The organism is Streptomyces sp. GL_140, from assembly GCF_057834465.1.
Window position 1 is genome coordinate 5,605,230 of sequence record NZ_CM174404.1, and the last position, 14,728, is coordinate 5,619,957.

A 14,728-nucleotide genomic window follows, 5' to 3' on the forward strand; every position below is an offset into this window, starting at 1 on the left:
CATGACTGTCCTTGCGCACCGCACCGATACGCTCACCCGTGACGCCCTCGCGGTGCTCCAGCCCGGCTTCGAGGGCACCACCGCCCCCGCCTGGGTGCTGCGCCGGGTCTCCGAAGGGCTCACCGCCGTCGGCCTCTTCGGCCGCAACATCTCCTCGCCCGACCAGCTCGCCGCGCTCACCGCGCAGCTGCGGCGCGAGCGGGACGACGTCCTCGTCGCCATCGACGAGGAGGGCGGCGACGTCACCCGCCTGGAGGTCCGCGGCGGCTCGTCCTTCCCCGGGAACCTGGCGCTCGGCGCCGTGGACGACATCGACCTGACCCGCGACGTCGCCCGCGAGCTCGGCCGCCGCCTCGCCGAGTGCGGGGTCAACCTCAACTGGGCCCCGTCCGCGGACGTCAACTCCAACCCGGACAACCCGGTCATCGGCGTACGCTCCTTCGGCGCCGACACCCAGCTCGCGGCCCGGCACACCGCCGCCTACGTCGAAGGCCTCCAGGCCGCCGGCGTCGCCGCCTGCACCAAGCACTTCCCCGGCCACGGCGACACCAACGTCGACTCGCACCACGCGCTGCCCCGCATCGACGTGGACCTCGACACCCTGGCCGCACGCGAACTCGTACCGTTCCGGGCGGCCATCGAGGCCGGCACGCTGGCCGTCATGAGCGCGCACATCCTCGTGCCCGCCCTGGACCCGACCCGCCCGGCCACCCTGAGCCCGCAGATCCTGACCGGTCTGCTGCGCAAGGAGCTCGGCTACGAGGGCCTGATCGTCACCGACGGCATGGAGATGAACGCCATCGCCGGGACGTACGGCATCGAGCGCGGCTCGGTACTGGCCATCGCGGCCGGCGCCGACGCGATCTGTGTCGGCGGCGGGCTCGCCGACGAGGAGACCGTCCTGCGCCTGCGCGACGCCCTGGTCGCGGCCGTCCGCGAAGGCTCGCTCCCGGAGGAGCGGCTCGCCGAGGCCGCCGCACGCGTGCGGACCTTGGCCGAATGGACCCGGCGCTCGCGCGCCGCCCTCGCCGCGCCGGGCGCGCACCAGGAGGGGAGCGCGCCCGGCATCGGCCTGGCCGCGGCCCGCCGGGCGATGACGGTCTCGGGCTCGCCCGCTGCCGCCGCACCGGTCAACGCCCCGTACGTGGCCACGCTCGCACCCGTCGCGAACGTCGCGGTGGGCGACGAGACCCCGTGGGGAGTGGCCGGGGAACTCGCCGCGCTGATCCCGGGCACCGAGTCGGGCGTGTACCCCGAGGGCTCCTCGGCCGCCGACATCCTGGCGGCCGCGGGGAACCGCACCGTCGTCGCGGTGGTCCGCGACGCGCACCGCCACCCCTGGATGACCGAGGCCCTGGACGCGCTGGTCGCTGCGCGGCCGCAGACGATCGTCGTCGAGATGGGGCTGCCGAAGGCGGAGCCCCGGGGGGCTTTGCACATCGCGACCCACGGCGCCGCCCGGGTCTGTGGCAAGGCTGCCGCCGAGGTCATCGCGGGGGTTTAGGGGCCTCTGCGGCCCGGCTGCCGGGGCTCTGCCCCGGACCCCGCGCCTCAAACTCCCCCAGCTACCGCTGGGAGGTGCCCCCGGGCGGGGCTGGAATGAAGCGCCGGCAAGGCCGAAACGTAAAGGGCCGGGCCCCCTCAGGGGGCCCGGCCCTTCGCGTACCGGTACTGCTTACAGGCCCTGCCAGGCGGGCTTGTTGGCGTAGGTGTGGCGGAAGTAGTCCGCGAGCTTCAGCTTGGACGCGGCGGCCTCGTCCACGACGATCGTGGCGTGGCGGTGCAGCTGGAGCGCCGAGGCCGGGACCAGGGCGGACAGCGGGCCCTCGACGGTCTGCGCCACGGCCTCGGCCTTGCCCTCGCCGGTGGCCAGCAGGACCAGGTGGCGGGCGTCGAGGATGGTGCCGATGCCCTGGGTGATGACGTGGTGGGGCACCTGGTCTATGTCGTTGTCGAAGAAGCGCGCGTTGTCCACGCGGGTCTGCTCCGTCAGCGTCTTGATGCGGGTGCGCGAGGCGAGCGAGGAGCAGGGCTCGTTGAAGCCGATGTGCCCGTCTGTGCCGATGCCCAGCAGCTGGAGGTCGACGCCGCCGGCCTCGGCGAGCGCCCTGTCGTACGCGTCGCACGCGGCGACGATGTCGGCGGCGCTGCCGTCGGGGCCCATGAAGGAGTCCTGGGACAGGCCCAGCGGCTCGACGACCTCGCGCAGCACCACGGCGCGATAGGACTCGGGGTGTCCGGTCGGCAGGCCGACGTACTCGTCGAGCTGGCAGATGCGGGCCTTCGATGCGTCGACCTTGCCGGCCTTGACCTGCGCGGCCAGCGCCTCGTAGATGGGCAGCGGGGTAGAGCCGGTCGCCACGCCGAGCAGGGCGTCGGGCTTGCGGCGGACCAGGGCGGCCATGGCCTCCGCGATGAGTTCGCCGCCTGCCTTGGCGTCCGGGACGATGACAACTTCCACGCGGGGCCTGCCGATCTGGAGTGTGGCGTTTGTGGTATAGACCAATCTGGGACCAATCTAGCAGAGAGAGGCCCCCCGCGGCCTGTCTTCGCACACTCCCATGGTGGGCCGGATCCCGGCTCCCGGCCTCCCGGGAGCCGGGCCCGCGACCGGCGTCCGACCGCGGGCCCGCGATGGGCTAGAGCAGCGCGAGCTGGAGCCCGCCCGTCGCCGAGAGGTGCTGGCCGGTGATCCAGCGGGAGTCCGGGGAGGCGAGGAAGGCGACCACGTCCGCGACCTCCTGCGCAGTGCCGACGCGGTCGAAGACCGAGCGGGACGCGGCGTGCGCGCGGGCCGCCGGATCGGCCAGCCAGCCCGCGTTCAGATCGGTCTCGGTGATCCCCGGGCCCACCGAGTTCACCGTGATGCCCCGGGGCGCGAGCTCGGCGGCCAGCGACACCGTCAGCGCGTTCACCGCGCCCTTCGCCGTGACCGTGGCCAGGATGGCCGGCAGGGCGATCTCGGGGGTGCCGGTCACGTTCACGATGCGGCCGCCGTCCCGCAGCCGGGCCAGGCCGTGCTTGATCACGAAGAACGGCGCCTTCGCGTTGAGCGCGTGGACCCGGTCGTAGGTCTCCTCGTCCGTCGAGGCGATGTCGGCGAAGGTGGCCGCGCCCGCGTTGTTCACCAGCACGTCCACCTCCTCCGTGGCCAGCGGGTGGGCCGCGTACGCCGCCCAGAGCGCCTGTGCGTCGCCCGGGACGCCCAGCTCGGCCCCGATCGCGAAGGCCCGACCGCCGGCCGCCTCGATGGCGTCCACGGTCTCCTTCGCCGCCGCCTCGTTGCGCCCGTAGGCCACCGCGACCAGTGCCCCGTCCCGGGCCAGCCGCTGCGAGACGGCCCGGCCGATGCCCCTGCCGCCGCCCGTGACCAGTGCCGTCTTCCCCTTGAGCACGCCCATGGCGAACCCCCCATTCGGTAGCGATCGATACAGAACTCGGCGACCGTATCAGATTTCATAACGAGCGCTATAGAATGAGTTCATGGTGACCGGACAGCGCGGCAGGCCCCGCTCCTTCGACCGCGACGCGGCCCTGGACAAGGCGATGTTCGCCTTCTGGGAGAACGGCTACGAGGCCACGTCCATCTCCGACCTGACCGCCGCGCTCGGCATCGGCGCCCCCAGCCTCTACGCGGCCTTCGGGGACAAGCGAAAGCTCTTCGACGAGGTCGTGGTGGTCTACGGCGGCCGCTACGGGGACTTCGGGGCCGCGGCGCTCGCCGAGGAGCCCACCGCCCGCGCGGCCGTGGGCCGCATCCTGCAGGAGGCGGCCGAGGTCTACACCGACCCGGCGCACCCGCCGGGCTGCATGGTGATCAGCGCGGCCGTCAACACCACCTCGAAGGAGGTGGCGCAGGCACTGCGCGAGCGGCGCGAGGCCAACCTGGTGGCATTCGAGGCCCGGATCCGGGCGGACATGGCCACGGGGGTCCTGCCGGACACCACGAACGCGCGGGCGCTGGCCCGCTACGCCGGGGCCGTGCTGCAGGGGATGTCCCAGCAGTCGCGCGACGGGGCGAGCCGCGGGGAGCTGGAGGCGGTGGCGGAAGTGGCGATGCGTGCCTGGCCGGGCTAGGCCGAGTGCGGAGTCACTCCGCGTGACGATCGTTCCTCTGGGCACGGTGCCGGATGGGACCCTCAGCCCGCCCGGCACCGTGGCCCGGAGTTACTCGCGACCGACGGGTGTGCGGTTCCCGACGGCCTGTGGAGGTTCCGCGCGGTCAGGGCAGAGCGCGCGGCTTACCTCGATCCGTCCTCCTGTGCGGGGAGGGCGGAAGTATGAAGCAATTGTGGACTAGACCAATCTGTTCTGTCCATCCAATGGCGGGACCCTGGTTCCCGTCACTTCATCCAACCCTACGCGTACCCCGGGGCTCCTGGATACTCCGCGGTATCGCGCTGCGGAAAGTCGTGGCCCATACCCGGGGTACGCTCGCCACGTGCCCTCCATGAACGACCTCGTACGCCAGCACACCGCTCTCAGTGAAACCGACCTGGAGTGGCTCCACCTGCTGGTCTCGGAGTGGCAGCTGCTCTCCGACCTCTCCTTCGCCGACCTCGTGCTGTGGGTTCCCACCCTCGACGGCACCCGGTACGTCTCGGTCGCGCAGATGCGCCCGAACACCGGCCCCACCTCGTACCAGGACGACATGGTCGGCCACCTGGTCCCGCGGGGCCGCCGCCCGCTGCTCGACGCCGCGCTCGACGAGGGCCGCATCGTGCGCGAGGGGGACCCGGAGTGGCGCGAGGAGGTGCCGGTCCGCGTCGAGTCGATCCCCGTGCGCCGGGAGGGCCGGGTGCTGGGCGTCATCGCCCGCAACACCAACCTGCTCACTGTGCGTACACCCAGCCGGCTGGAGCTCACCTACCTCCAGTCCGCCTCGGACCTGGCCCAGATGATCGCGGCGGGCTCCTTCCCGTTCCCCGGTCAGCAGGTGGACATGGACGCCTCCCCGCGGGTCGGGGACGGCCTGATCCGGCTCGACGCCGACGGCGTGGTGACGTACGCGTCCCCGAACGCGCTCTCCGCCTACCACCGCCTCGGCCTCGCCTCCGACCTGGTCGGCCAGCACCTGGGCAACATCACCTCCGAACTGGCTCCGTCGCGCGGCCCGGTGGACGAGGCGCTGGTCAAGCTCGCCAGTGGCTGGGCCCCGCGCGAGACCGAGGCCGAGGGCAACGGCGGGGTCATCCAGCTGCGGGCCATTCCGCTCAAGCCCAAGGGGACCCGGATCGGTTCCCTCGTGCTCTGCCGCGACGTCACGGAACTGCGCCGTCGCGAACGTGAATTGATCACCAAGGACGCGACCATCCGGGAGATCCACCACCGGGTGAAGAACAACCTCCAGACCGTGGCCGCGCTCTTGCGGCTCCAGGCCCGGCGGATGGATTCCCCGCAGGGACGCGAGGCGCTGAACGAGGCGGTCCGCCGTGTCGGGTCGATCGCGATCGTGCACGAGACGCTGTCTCAGAACCTCGACGAGCGGGTCGAGTTCGACGAGATCGCCGACCGCGTGATCGCGATGGTCGCCGAGATCTCCCCGGGCAAGGTCGACTGCCGGCGCATCGGGCGGTTCGGAATCCTGGACGCGGAGGTCGCCACTCCGCTGGCGATGGTGCTCACGGAGATCCTGCAGAACGCCCTGGAACACGCCTTCACCCAGGGGGAGGGCGGCACCGTGGAGGTGTCCGCGACCCGCTCGGGGAGCGGCCGGGGCGATGCCCGGCTGCTGATCTCGGTGGTCGACGACGGCTGCGGCCTGCCCGAGGGCTTCGACCCCAAGCGGGCCGGCAACCTCGGGCTGCAGATCGTACGGACCCTCGTGGAGGGCGAGCTCGGCGGCAGCTTCGACATGGTCGCGGCCGAGCCGCGCGGCACCAAGGTCGTCCTCGACATACCGGCGATCTCGCAGAAGTAGCCGGCGGAGCGGCGGGGCCGGAGCACCGGCCCCGTCACTCAGAGTGAGGCTCCCCGCCCCGGACAGCACTGAGCCCCGGACCGAATGGTTTTCGGTCCGGGGCTCAAGAGCACGTTGCTGAGCGCTTATATGGGGTACTACGCGCTGCGGCTCGAGGCTCGAAAGTCGATATCAGGCGCTGGCGTTGCGCGCCCGGTTGCGAGCGGCGCGGCGCTTCATTGCACGGCGCTCGTCCTCGCTGAGACCGCCCCAGACACCGGAGTCCTGGCCGGACTCGAGCGCCCACTGCAGGCACTGCTCCATGACGGGGCAACGGCGGCAGACGGCCTTGGCTTCCTCGATCTGCAGCAGCGCAGGACCGGTGTTGCCGATGGGGAAGAAGAGTTCCGGGTCTTCCTCACGACAAACGGCGTTGTGACGCCAGTCCATGGCTGCTCCATCTCCTTGTATTGCGGGCAGGTTGCTTGTGAATGTGAACGCTTTCACGAATCCCTTCGCGAAGGAAGGGAGACCGCCCAGTTTGGGGAAAAACTCGCCCTGGGCTGCCGGAGATTCGTGGAGGGGTTCTGGCGGTCTGTGTGGGTGCCGGGTTCTGCGGGCTGTCCCGATCGCCATGTAGAGATTCGCAAACCTCGGACGGGGATACAACCCCTTCCGGAAAGTTTTTTTTGATTCGTCGGTGTCTACTAGGTCACAGCCCTAGTTCCTGGGGGTGGACCGGCGTGTAAACGTTCGAGTGAAAGGACTTTAGGCCCTTCCACTCACACAATCACACGCAGTGCCCGGCGTACGCCTGTGAACTGAACGCTGGTGCGCAGTCCGAGGTGGTCTCCGTCCATCTGGAACGGAAGCGGCACCTTGGAATGCAAGGTGAAGTCGGTCAGATCGTGCAGAGACACCGCATGCTTTCCATGCGGGCCGCGCTCAGGAGTCGAGGTCAGCAGCTGCGTCGCGTACCGGGCGACGGCCGAAGTTGACAAACGGTCCAGTGCCAATACGTCAAGTGCGGTATCGAACGATGCCTCCGGAGACGCGTAGAGCGGCCGGTTGCCCAGATACGTCCAGGGTGACGTGTTGCACACTATCGACAGGACCAGGTCCGTGACGGGATCCGCGCCGGGGCGCTCCAGTGTCACCGAGCCGTGCCGGCGGTTGGGTTCCTCCCAGAACTGGCGCATCAGCTGCCGTACGTAGAGGGCGTGCGTCGAACGCTTGCCCCGTTCGCGCTGCTGTTCGACCCGGCCCACGACGCCCGCGTCGAAGCCGAAGCCCGCGCAGAAGGTGAACCAGCGGGCCGGCACCGACTCGTCCTCCGTGCCCGGCGTACCCGCCGCCAGCCCCAGGCCGACGGTCCGCTCGCGCCGCTCCCGCAGCGCGTCCAGCAGGGCGCCGGTCGCCTCGACCGCGTCGTTGGGCAGGCCGAGCGCACGGGCGAACACATTGGTGGAGCCGCCGGGAACCACGGCCAGGCCCGGCAGCCGGTCCGGATCGGGGCCTTCGTGCAGCAGTCCGTTGACCACTTCGTTCACGGTGCCGTCCCCGCCGAGGGCCACGACCAGGTCGATTCCGGTCTCGGCGGCCCGGCGTCCCAGGTCCCGGGCGTGCCCCCGGTACTCGGTGGTGACCGCCTCCAGCTTCATCTCGCTGGCCAGGGCGTGGGTCAGGACATCGCGCGTGCGCGCACTGGTGGTCGTCGCTGCTGGGTTGGCCACGAGAAGTGCACGCATGAGCGCAGCCTACCGACCCGTTCGTACGCGTCCCATACGGCCCGTCCCTCCGGGACCGGGAGGCACGCCGATACCCTGCTGGAGTGAGTACCGAGCCCAGCCCCACCGCGCCCGCCGTCCCCGCCGTGCTGCCCCGCAGGCTGACCGCGGCCGCCGCGCTCACCGCGCTGGAGGGCCTGGCCCTGGCCGGCCTCGGCGTGTCCGTGCTGTACGCGGGCATCGGCGGCGATTCCGAGTCCTTCACGACGGCCGAGATGGGCGGGGCCACCCTGCTCGTCCTCGCCGCGCTGCCGCTGATCGCGGCGCGCGGGCTGCGCCTGGGCCGCCGCTGGAGCCGCGGCCCGGCGCTGATCACCCAGCTGATGGCCCTGCCCGTGGCCTGGACCGTGTGGAACGGGGGCGGCGCGATGAAGGGCGCCGCCGTCGCCCTGGCGCTGGCCGCGGTGGCCGTCGTCGGGCTGCTGGTGAACCCGACGGCGACCGTGGCGCTGGGCATCGGGCCCGCGGAACAGGCCCGATAGCCGCGTCGTCGCGCGTGCGCCGGCCCGTACGTACTGATCCGTACAGGTGAGCGGGGCCGAGGGCCCCGCTCACGGCTGCTCACTCCTCGACGAGGAGCTTCTCGCGGAGCTGGGCCAGGGTGCGGGCCAGCAGTCGCGAGACGTGCATCTGGGAGATGCCGACCTCCTGTGCGATCTGCGACTGGGTCATGTTCCCGAAGAACCGCAGCAGCAGGATCCGCTTCTCCCGCGGCGGCAGCCCCTCCAGGAGCGGCTTGAGCGATTCGCGGTACTCGACGCCCTCCAGCGCCTCGTCCTCCGAGCCCAGGGTGTCCGCGACCGCCGGCGACTCGTCGTCGGTGTCCGGGACGTCCAGGGAGAGGGTGCTGTAGGCGTTGGCCGATTCGAGGCCCTCCAGGACCTCCTCCTCGGAGATCCCCAGCCGTTCGGCCAGTTCGTGGACCGTGGGGGAGCGGCCGTGCTGCTGGGAAAGTTCGGCCGTCGCCGTGGTCAGCGAGAGCCGCAGCTCCTGGAGCCGCCTCGGGACGCGTACCGCCCAGCCCTTGTCGCGGAAGTGGCGCTTGATCTCGCCGACCACCGTGGGCGTGGCGTACGTGGAGAACTCGACCCCGCGGTCCGGGTCGAACCGGTCCACCGACTTGATCAGGCCGATGGTGGCGACCTGGGTCAGGTCGTCCAGCGGCTCGCCGCGGTTGCGGAAGCGCCGCGCCAGGTGCTCGACGAGCGGCAGGTGCATCCGTACCAGCCGGTTGCGCAGCTCGGCCTTCTCCACCGAGCCGTCGGGCAGCGCCCGCAACTCGATGAACAGGGCCCGCGCGCCACTGCGGTCGCGCGGATCGGGCAGCGGCAGCGGGGCCGTGAACACCGGAGGCTGTGGGCCTTCGGGTGCTTCCGGCGCGTCCGTGGCCGAGGCCTGGGCCGGGGCCGCGGGGGCCGTGGCAGCGGCCCCCGTCGGGTGGACCGGCAGTGTTTGGTCGTGCTGGTTGTCGCTCACAGGGCCCGCCCGTCGCTCCGCCGAGTCCAAAAAGCCGTCTTCCGCATCCGTGTCAGCCGGGTGCGGCCGGGCGTGCTGCTGATCCGGAATGCCCCCGTCGACCTCGTGTCGTACCCGGGGCCGATCCCCGCCCCGCACCGGGACCTCCCCGCCGCTCACGCCGGGCCTGGCCCCGCGCCGCGCTGTTTGTAGAGGCTGATGCTCACCGTTCGGTCCTCCTCGACCGTGGCCTCGACCTTCCCGGCCAAGGCCGAGAGGACCGTCCACGCGAACGTGTCGCGCTCCGGTGCCCGGCCGTCGGTGGTCGGAGCGGAGACGGTCACTTCCAGCGAATCATCCACCAGCCGGAAGACGCAGCTGAGGACGGAGCCGGGCACGGCCTGCTGGAGCAGGATCGCGCAGGCCTCGTCCACCGCGATGCGGAGGTCCTCGATCTCGTCGAGGGTGAAGTCCAAACGTGCTGCGAGACCGGCCGTGGCCGTCCGCAGCACCGACAGGTAGGCACCCGCAGCGGGCAGCCGGACTTCCACGAAGTCCTGGGTCCCGGGCTCGCCTGCGATCTGGGACACCCTCACCTCCAAGGTGGTACGAGCTCTGTTCGCCGGTGACGCTATCGCGATCCGGGCGATCGTGTCGCGGTACCCCGTGCTGGAGAGCGCAGGGCCCCGTCGAACACGGCTGGCCGAATGGCCATGCCTGCGGCCAGTGACTGATGGTAAGCCCATGGGTACGCACAGTGGCTAGGGGTCTGCGGGTCCAAATCAGGGGAACCGGCGGAGGGTTGACCTACCCCGCTTCAGACGATCGAACCGTCGACAAAACACCACCGCCAGGTCTCGCCCGGTTCGAAGCTTCGCATGACGGGGTGGCCGGTCGCGTGGTGGTGCGCCGTGGCGTGCCGGTGCGGCGAGGAATCGCAGCAGGCGACGTACCCGCACTCCAGGCACATCCGCAGCTGCACCGGATGGCTGCCGAGCTCCAGACATTCGGGGCAGGTCAGGGCAAGGGGGACGGGCTCGGGGCGCGGCAGTTCGGCAACGTGGGTGCACTCGCTCATGATGGCCAGCGTACTGAGGTGTGGGCGCCCGAGGATGACGCGAATCAAGCGAGGATGATCTTCGATGGAGGTATTGCCGCTGGTGGCGCTCGTCGCCGGCTGCGCGATCGTGGCCGGTCTGGCCCGCCGCACCCCGGTGCCCGCGCCGCTGCTTCTGGTCGCGGCCGGGCTGATCGCGGCGTACGTGCCGGGAGTGCCCGAGTACGGGCTGGACCCGCACATCGTGCTGCCGCTGCTGCTCCCGCCGCTGCTCTACACCGCCGCGGTGGACAGTTCGTACCTGGACCTGAGGGCCAACCTGCGGCCCGTGGCGCTGCTCTCGGTGGGCTACGTGCTCTTCGCGACGCTCGCCGTCGGGTACGCCGCGTACCTGGTGGTGCCCGATCTGTCGCTGCCGGTGGCGCTGGTGCTGGGCGCGGTCATCGCCCCGCCCGACGCGGTCGCGGCGACGGCCATCGCCCGCCAGCTCGGGCTGCCGAACCGGATCACGACGATCCTCCAGGGGGAATCCCTGGTCAACGACGCCACCGCGATCACCGCGTACAAGGTTGCGCTGGCGGCGGCGGTCGGGGTGAGCGCCGGCTGGGCGGGCGGGATCGCGGAGTTCCTGCTGGCCTCGGTGGGCGGCGTGGGCGTGGGCCTGCTGCTGATGGTCCCGATCCACGTGATGCGCCAACGGCTGCGCGAACCCCTGCTCCAGAACACCCTGTCGCTGCTGATCCCGTTCGTGGCCTACGCGGCCGCCGAACGGGTGCACGCCTCGGGAGTGCTGGCGGTGGTGGTCGTCGCCCTGTACCTGGGGCACCGGGCCTGGCAGGTGGACTTCGCGACCCGGCTCCAGGAGGAGGCGGTCTGGAAGATGGTCGCCTTCATCCTCGAATCGGTGGTCTTCGCCCTGATCGGGCTCCAACTGCCGGTGGTCCTCAAGGGGCTGGGGCAGTACGAGGGCCTGGCCGCGGCCGGGTACGCGCTGGCCGTCTTCGTGGTCGTGGTGGTGGCCCGCTTCGCCTGGGTCTTCCCGGCGACGTTCCTGCCGCGGCTCTCCCGGCGGATCCGGGAACGCGAACCGGAGACGAACTGGAAGGCCCCGGTCATCGTCGGATGGGCCGGGATGCGGGGCGTCGTCTCGCTGGCGATCGCCTTCTCCGTGCCGATCAGCGTGCCGCACCGGAACCTGATCCTGTTCCTGACCTTCACGACGGTCATCGGCACCCTGGTGGTGCAGGGCCTGACCCTGCCCCCGTTGATCCGGCTGCTGAGGCTGCCCGCCCGGGACGCGCAGGCGGAAACCCTGGCGGAGGCCCAGGCCCAGAGCGAGGCCTCGCGGGCGGCGGAGGACCGCCTGACGGAACTCCTGGCCTCCCCGTCGAACGCCCTTCCGCCACCGCTGGCCGACCGGCTGCGGACGGTCCTGGAGCGCAGGCGCAACGCGGTGTGGGAGCGGCTCGGCGAGGTCAACCCGGTGACGGGGGAATCGGCGGACGACGTCTACCGCCGCCTGGCCGGGGAGATGATCGCGGCGGAACGCGAGGTCTTCGTCTCCCTGCGGGACGCCCGGCGCATCGACGACGAGATGCTGCGCGTGCTGCTGCGCCGCCTGGACCTGGAGGAGGCGGCGGCCTACCGCGAGGAGTCTGCCTAGGAGGTGGTCACGGGCGGCCCGTGACCACCGCCGTCAGGGTGGTGCCCTCGGCGAAGGCCCCTTCGCGGGTCAGGGCGAGCAGTGCCCAGAGGAGCTTCGCCACGTAGATCCGCTCCACCGGCAGGCCGTGGCGGTGCTCGAAGTCCGCCGCGAAGGCCTCCAGCTCCTCGGGGACGCGGGCGTAGCCGCCGTGGGCGTACCCCTCGGCCAGCGACCAGTCGCCCGCCGGGCCGCCGAAGGCCGCCTTCTGGAGGGAACGTATCTCTGCCTCCAGGAAGCCGCCCCCGACCACCGGCACCCCCACCGCCCGCTGCCCGGCGGCCAGGCCCGCCGCCAGTCCGGCCAGCGTGCCGCCGGTGCCGCAGGCCACCGCGACCACGTCGCAGCTGCCGCGCAGTTCGCGCCCCAGCTCGGCGCAGCCGGTCAGCGCGAGGGTGTTGCTGCCGCCCTCCGGGATGACGTACGCGTCGCCCGCGCCGGCCTGTGCCGGGAGCCCCGCCTTGTCCCGGTAGGCCGACCGGGACACGAAGTGCAGCCGCATGCCGTCCGCCGCGCACCGGGCCAGCGACTCGTTCAGCGGCTGCCGGGCCAGCTCGTCGCCCCGTACGATCCCGACCGTCGCCAGCCCCAGCAGCCGGCCCGCCGCGGCGGTGGCCCGGAGGTGGTTGGAGTAGGCCCCGCCGAAGGTGACCAGCGCCGGGTACCCGCCCGCGACGGCCGCCCGCAGGTTCGGCGCGAGCTTGCGCCACTTGTTGCCCGGCAGCTCCGGATGGACCAGGTCGTCCCGCTTGAGCAGGAGCCGTACGCCGTGCGCGGCGAACCGCCCGTCCGGCGCTTCGATCAGCGGGGACGGGGGGCGGGGGCGCAGTACCGCGGAGGCCTCGGAGGCGGCGGACGGATCGGGAACCTCGTTCACCAGGCCATTCTCACGTCATCGGCTACTTCAGGCGCTCCTCGATCCGGGCCCGCATCGAGTCCATCGTGAAGCCCTTCGGGTCGATCTTGCCCGGTTGCCATTCCAGGTGGCCGATCACCGAGCGGGCGGTCCAGCCGTGGAACCGGCACAGGGCGGCCGCCGCGCGGGCGATCGCGTCGAGCTGGACCGCGGGCCAGGGGTCTTCGCCGTCGCCGAGGTTCTCGCACTCGAAGCCGTAGAAGTGGCGGTTGCCGTCGGTGTCGGCCTGGCGGTCCGGCGGCAGGCGCTTCTCCGCGACGACCGCCGCCAGTACGTCGGAGTCGCCCGCGCCCGCGTGGTTGGCGCGGCCGTAGCCGACCAGGTGGACCCGGCCGTCCTTGGTGATGACCCCGTGGCAGAGCGGGCCGGGGAGGGCCTCGTCGCCGTCGCGGCAGAGCTGGACGGTGTACGCGGTCCCGTGGGTGACGGTGTGGTGGATCATCACCCCGTTCAGCGGGCCCCAGGGTCCCTTGTGGTTGCGGTTGTGGGTGCGCCACTCGCCGACCTCGACGACGGTGAGGCCCTCGCCCCGCAGGACGGTGAGGAACCGGTCTGCGGACATGGGTGCGGACATGGCCGCCTCCTTGACTCTCTGTGAGCGATCGGTCACTCAACGGTGTAGTGGAGGCGTCCGTTCCGCCGCAAGGGCGCACAGGGGCGGGTGGCGGGGGCGGGCGGGGGTTACGGGTTACGGGTTACGCCGAGGCGAGCCACAGGTCGGGGCCGAAGACCTCGTAGTGGATGTCCGCGGGCGCCACGCCCTTGGCGATCAGCTGCTCGCGCGCGGCCCGCATGAAGGGGAGCGGTCCGCAGAGGTAGGCCTTGGTGTCCGGGGCGACCGGGATCCCCGTCAGGTCGAGCCTGCCCTCGCGGTCGCCGGGCTCGGCGGCCTCCTCGTACCAGAAGTGCGCGGCGGAGTCCGGGAGCTTGCCGGTCAGGGCGCGGTGGTCGGTGCGCAGGGCGTGGTCGGCGGGGGAGCGGTCGGCGTGCAGGACGGTGACGGGGGCCGCGTGCCCGGTGTCGGCCAGGTGTTCCAGCATCGAGAGCATCGGGGTGCAGCCGATGCCGGCCGAGGCGAGGATCGTCGGCGCGTCGGAGTCCTGGAGGACGAGGTCGCCGTAGGGGGTGGAGACGCGCAGGGTGTCGCCGGTGCGGATCCCGGCGTGCAGGTGGTTGGAGACCTCGCCGTCGGGGCCGTCGGCGGCCGGGCCGTGGACGCGCTTGACGGTGATGGAGCGGGCCGGCGAGCCGGGGGCGCTGGAGAGGCTGTACTGGCGGATCTGGCGGGCTCCGTCGGCCAGTTCGACCTGGACGGAGACGTACTGGCCGGGCTTGAAGCCGGGCGCGGGGGCGCCGTCGGCCGGGGTGAGGTGGAAGGTGGTGCAGTCCGCGGTCTCCTCGACGCGGGCGGCCACGGTCCACTCGCGCCAGACGTCGCCGGCGAGGACCTGCTGCTCGGCGTAGAGGCGCTCCTCGATGGTGATGAGGGCGTTCGCCATCAGCCAGTAGACCTCGTCCCAGGCCTCGGCCACCTCGGGGGTGACGGCCTCGCCGAGGATCTCCACGATGGCCTCGAAGAGGTGCTTGTGGACCACCGGGTACTGCTCGCGGGTGACGCCCAGGGAGGCGTGCTTGTGGGCGATGCGGTTCAGCATCACGTCGGGGCGGGCGTCCGGGTGGGAGACCAGGTGGGTGGCGAAGGCGGCGATGGAGCCGGCGAGGGCCTGCTTCTGCAGTCCGGCGTTCTGGTTGCCGCGGTTGAAGAGGTCGCGGATCAGCTCGGGGTGGGCCGCGAACAGCTTCCCGTAGAAGAGCTCCGTGATGTCGCCGATCGCCGCGCCGACGGCGGGCAGGGTGGCTCGTACGGTCGCGGTCGACTTCTCGGAAAGCATCGGTGACTCCTCGCGTAGGG

The 14,728-nt window shown here is 71.7% G+C and carries 15 protein-coding genes; 5 read left to right on the forward strand and 10 right to left on the reverse strand.

All coding sequences use genetic code 11. From position 1 onward, the window contains the following. The first annotated feature begins 1 nt into the window (after position 1). Positions 2-1,504, forward strand: coding sequence for a glycoside hydrolase family 3 protein (locus tag AC3IYJ_RS26120; protein ID WP_489397171.1), 1,503 nt, complete (start codon positions 2-4; stop codon positions 1,502-1,504). 171 nt (positions 1,505-1,675) lie between these two features. On the opposite strand, the gene nagB is transcribed toward AC3IYJ_RS26120, so the two are convergent. After that, positions 1,676-2,461, reverse strand: coding sequence for a glucosamine-6-phosphate deaminase (gene nagB / locus AC3IYJ_RS26125; RefSeq protein ID WP_489397172.1), 786 nt, complete (start codon positions 2,459-2,461; stop codon positions 1,676-1,678). A gap of 178 nt (positions 2,462-2,639) precedes the next feature. Further along, on the reverse strand, positions 2,640-3,401 hold the full coding sequence (locus AC3IYJ_RS26130) for an SDR family oxidoreductase (protein WP_489397173.1): 762 nt from the start codon (positions 3,399-3,401) through the stop codon (positions 2,640-2,642). A gap of 82 nt (positions 3,402-3,483) precedes the next feature. Between AC3IYJ_RS26130 and AC3IYJ_RS26135 the strand changes: the two genes are divergently transcribed. Both AC3IYJ_RS26135 and AC3IYJ_RS26140 read left to right on the forward strand, forming a co-directional pair. Then, positions 3,484-4,077, forward strand: a complete 594-nt coding sequence (locus AC3IYJ_RS26135) for a TetR/AcrR family transcriptional regulator (RefSeq protein WP_489397174.1) — start codon at positions 3,484-3,486, stop codon at positions 4,075-4,077. Positions 4,078-4,450: 373 nt separating this feature from the next. Next, the gene (locus AC3IYJ_RS26140) at positions 4,451-5,920 is read left to right on the forward strand and encodes a sensor histidine kinase (RefSeq protein ID WP_489402933.1); all 1,470 of its coding nucleotides are present in this window, start codon (positions 4,451-4,453) and stop codon (positions 5,918-5,920) included. 171 nt (positions 5,921-6,091) lie between these two features. On the opposite strand, the gene AC3IYJ_RS26145 is transcribed toward AC3IYJ_RS26140, so the two are convergent. Then, on the reverse strand, positions 6,092-6,349 hold the full coding sequence (locus AC3IYJ_RS26145; RefSeq protein WP_003953983.1) for a WhiB family transcriptional regulator: 258 nt from the start codon (positions 6,347-6,349) through the stop codon (positions 6,092-6,094). Positions 6,350-6,681: 332 nt separating this feature from the next. Next, positions 6,682-7,647 (reverse strand): diacylglycerol/lipid kinase family protein, encoded by a 966-nt coding sequence (locus AC3IYJ_RS26150; protein WP_489397175.1) that lies wholly within the window; start codon positions 7,645-7,647, stop codon positions 6,682-6,684. 83 nt (positions 7,648-7,730) lie between these two features. On the opposite strand from AC3IYJ_RS26150, the gene AC3IYJ_RS26155 reads away from it, so the two are divergent. Further along, positions 7,731-8,168, forward strand: a complete 438-nt coding sequence (locus AC3IYJ_RS26155; RefSeq protein ID WP_489397176.1) for a hypothetical protein — start codon at positions 7,731-7,733, stop codon at positions 8,166-8,168. A gap of 79 nt (positions 8,169-8,247) precedes the next feature. On the opposite strand, the gene AC3IYJ_RS26160 is transcribed toward AC3IYJ_RS26155, so the two are convergent. The 3 genes from AC3IYJ_RS26160 to AC3IYJ_RS26170 all read right to left on the reverse strand — a co-directional run bounded on the left by AC3IYJ_RS26160 (position 8,248) and on the right by AC3IYJ_RS26170 (position 10,219). Further along, positions 8,248-9,321 (reverse strand): RNA polymerase sigma factor SigF, encoded by a 1,074-nt coding sequence (locus tag AC3IYJ_RS26160; protein WP_489397177.1) that lies wholly within the window; start codon positions 9,319-9,321, stop codon positions 8,248-8,250. Continuing rightward, the gene (locus AC3IYJ_RS26165; RefSeq protein WP_053676432.1) at positions 9,318-9,731 is read right to left on the reverse strand and encodes an ATP-binding protein; all 414 of its coding nucleotides are present in this window, start codon (positions 9,729-9,731) and stop codon (positions 9,318-9,320) included. The genes AC3IYJ_RS26160 and AC3IYJ_RS26165 overlap by 4 nt, the downstream gene beginning before the upstream one ends. Before the next feature lie 227 nt (positions 9,732-9,958). Continuing rightward, positions 9,959-10,219 (reverse strand): UBP-type zinc finger domain-containing protein, encoded by a 261-nt coding sequence (locus AC3IYJ_RS26170; protein WP_489397178.1) that lies wholly within the window; start codon positions 10,217-10,219, stop codon positions 9,959-9,961. Between the two features lie 64 nt (positions 10,220-10,283). Between AC3IYJ_RS26170 and AC3IYJ_RS26175 the strand changes: the two genes are divergently transcribed. Continuing rightward, complete coding sequence (locus tag AC3IYJ_RS26175) at positions 10,284-11,861, forward strand: Na+/H+ antiporter (RefSeq protein ID WP_489397179.1); 1,578 nt, start codon at positions 10,284-10,286, stop codon at positions 11,859-11,861. Positions 11,862-11,868: 7 nt separating this feature from the next. On the opposite strand, the gene AC3IYJ_RS26180 is transcribed toward AC3IYJ_RS26175, so the two are convergent. The 3 genes from AC3IYJ_RS26180 to AC3IYJ_RS26190 form a co-directional block, all read right to left on the reverse strand. After that, positions 11,869-12,777 carry a 1-aminocyclopropane-1-carboxylate deaminase/D-cysteine desulfhydrase gene (locus tag AC3IYJ_RS26180; protein WP_489397180.1) on the reverse strand — a complete coding sequence of 303 codons (909 nt, stop codon included), beginning with the start codon at positions 12,775-12,777 and terminating at the stop codon, positions 11,869-11,871. A gap of 22 nt (positions 12,778-12,799) precedes the next feature. Then, positions 12,800-13,390 carry an N-acetylmuramoyl-L-alanine amidase gene (locus tag AC3IYJ_RS26185; RefSeq protein ID WP_489397181.1) on the reverse strand — a complete coding sequence of 197 codons (591 nt, stop codon included), beginning with the start codon at positions 13,388-13,390 and terminating at the stop codon, positions 12,800-12,802. A 121-nt stretch (positions 13,391-13,511) separates the two neighbouring features. Continuing rightward, on the reverse strand, positions 13,512-14,708 hold the full coding sequence (locus tag AC3IYJ_RS26190) for a globin domain-containing protein (RefSeq protein ID WP_489397182.1): 1,197 nt from the start codon (positions 14,706-14,708) through the stop codon (positions 13,512-13,514). Positions 14,709-14,728 lie beyond the last annotated feature (20 nt).

Coding starts and splice junctions, on each gene's coding strand:
- AC3IYJ_RS26150 (WP_489397175.1), bottom strand. CDS start 7,647: ATGCGTGCACTTCTCGTGGCCAACCCAGCAGCGACGACCACCAGTGCG.
- AC3IYJ_RS26140 (WP_489402933.1), top strand. CDS start 4,451: ATGAACGACCTCGTACGCCAGCACACCGCTCTCAGTGAAACCGACCTG.
- AC3IYJ_RS26135 (WP_489397174.1), top strand. CDS start 3,484: ATGGTGACCGGACAGCGCGGCAGGCCCCGCTCCTTCGACCGCGACGCG.
- AC3IYJ_RS26190 (WP_489397182.1), bottom strand. CDS start 14,708: ATGCTTTCCGAGAAGTCGACCGCGACCGTACGAGCCACCCTGCCCGCC.
- AC3IYJ_RS26170 (WP_489397178.1), bottom strand. CDS start 10,219: ATGAGCGAGTGCACCCACGTTGCCGAACTGCCGCGCCCCGAGCCCGTC.
- AC3IYJ_RS26145 (WP_003953983.1), bottom strand. CDS start 6,349: ATGGACTGGCGTCACAACGCCGTTTGTCGTGAGGAAGACCCGGAACTC.
- AC3IYJ_RS26120 (WP_489397171.1), top strand. CDS start 2: ATGACTGTCCTTGCGCACCGCACCGATACGCTCACCCGTGACGCCCTC.
- AC3IYJ_RS26185 (WP_489397181.1), bottom strand. CDS start 13,390: ATGTCCGCACCCATGTCCGCAGACCGGTTCCTCACCGTCCTGCGGGGC.
- AC3IYJ_RS26130 (WP_489397173.1), bottom strand. CDS start 3,401: ATGGGCGTGCTCAAGGGGAAGACGGCACTGGTCACGGGCGGCGGCAGG.
- AC3IYJ_RS26175 (WP_489397179.1), top strand. CDS start 10,284: ATGGAGGTATTGCCGCTGGTGGCGCTCGTCGCCGGCTGCGCGATCGTG.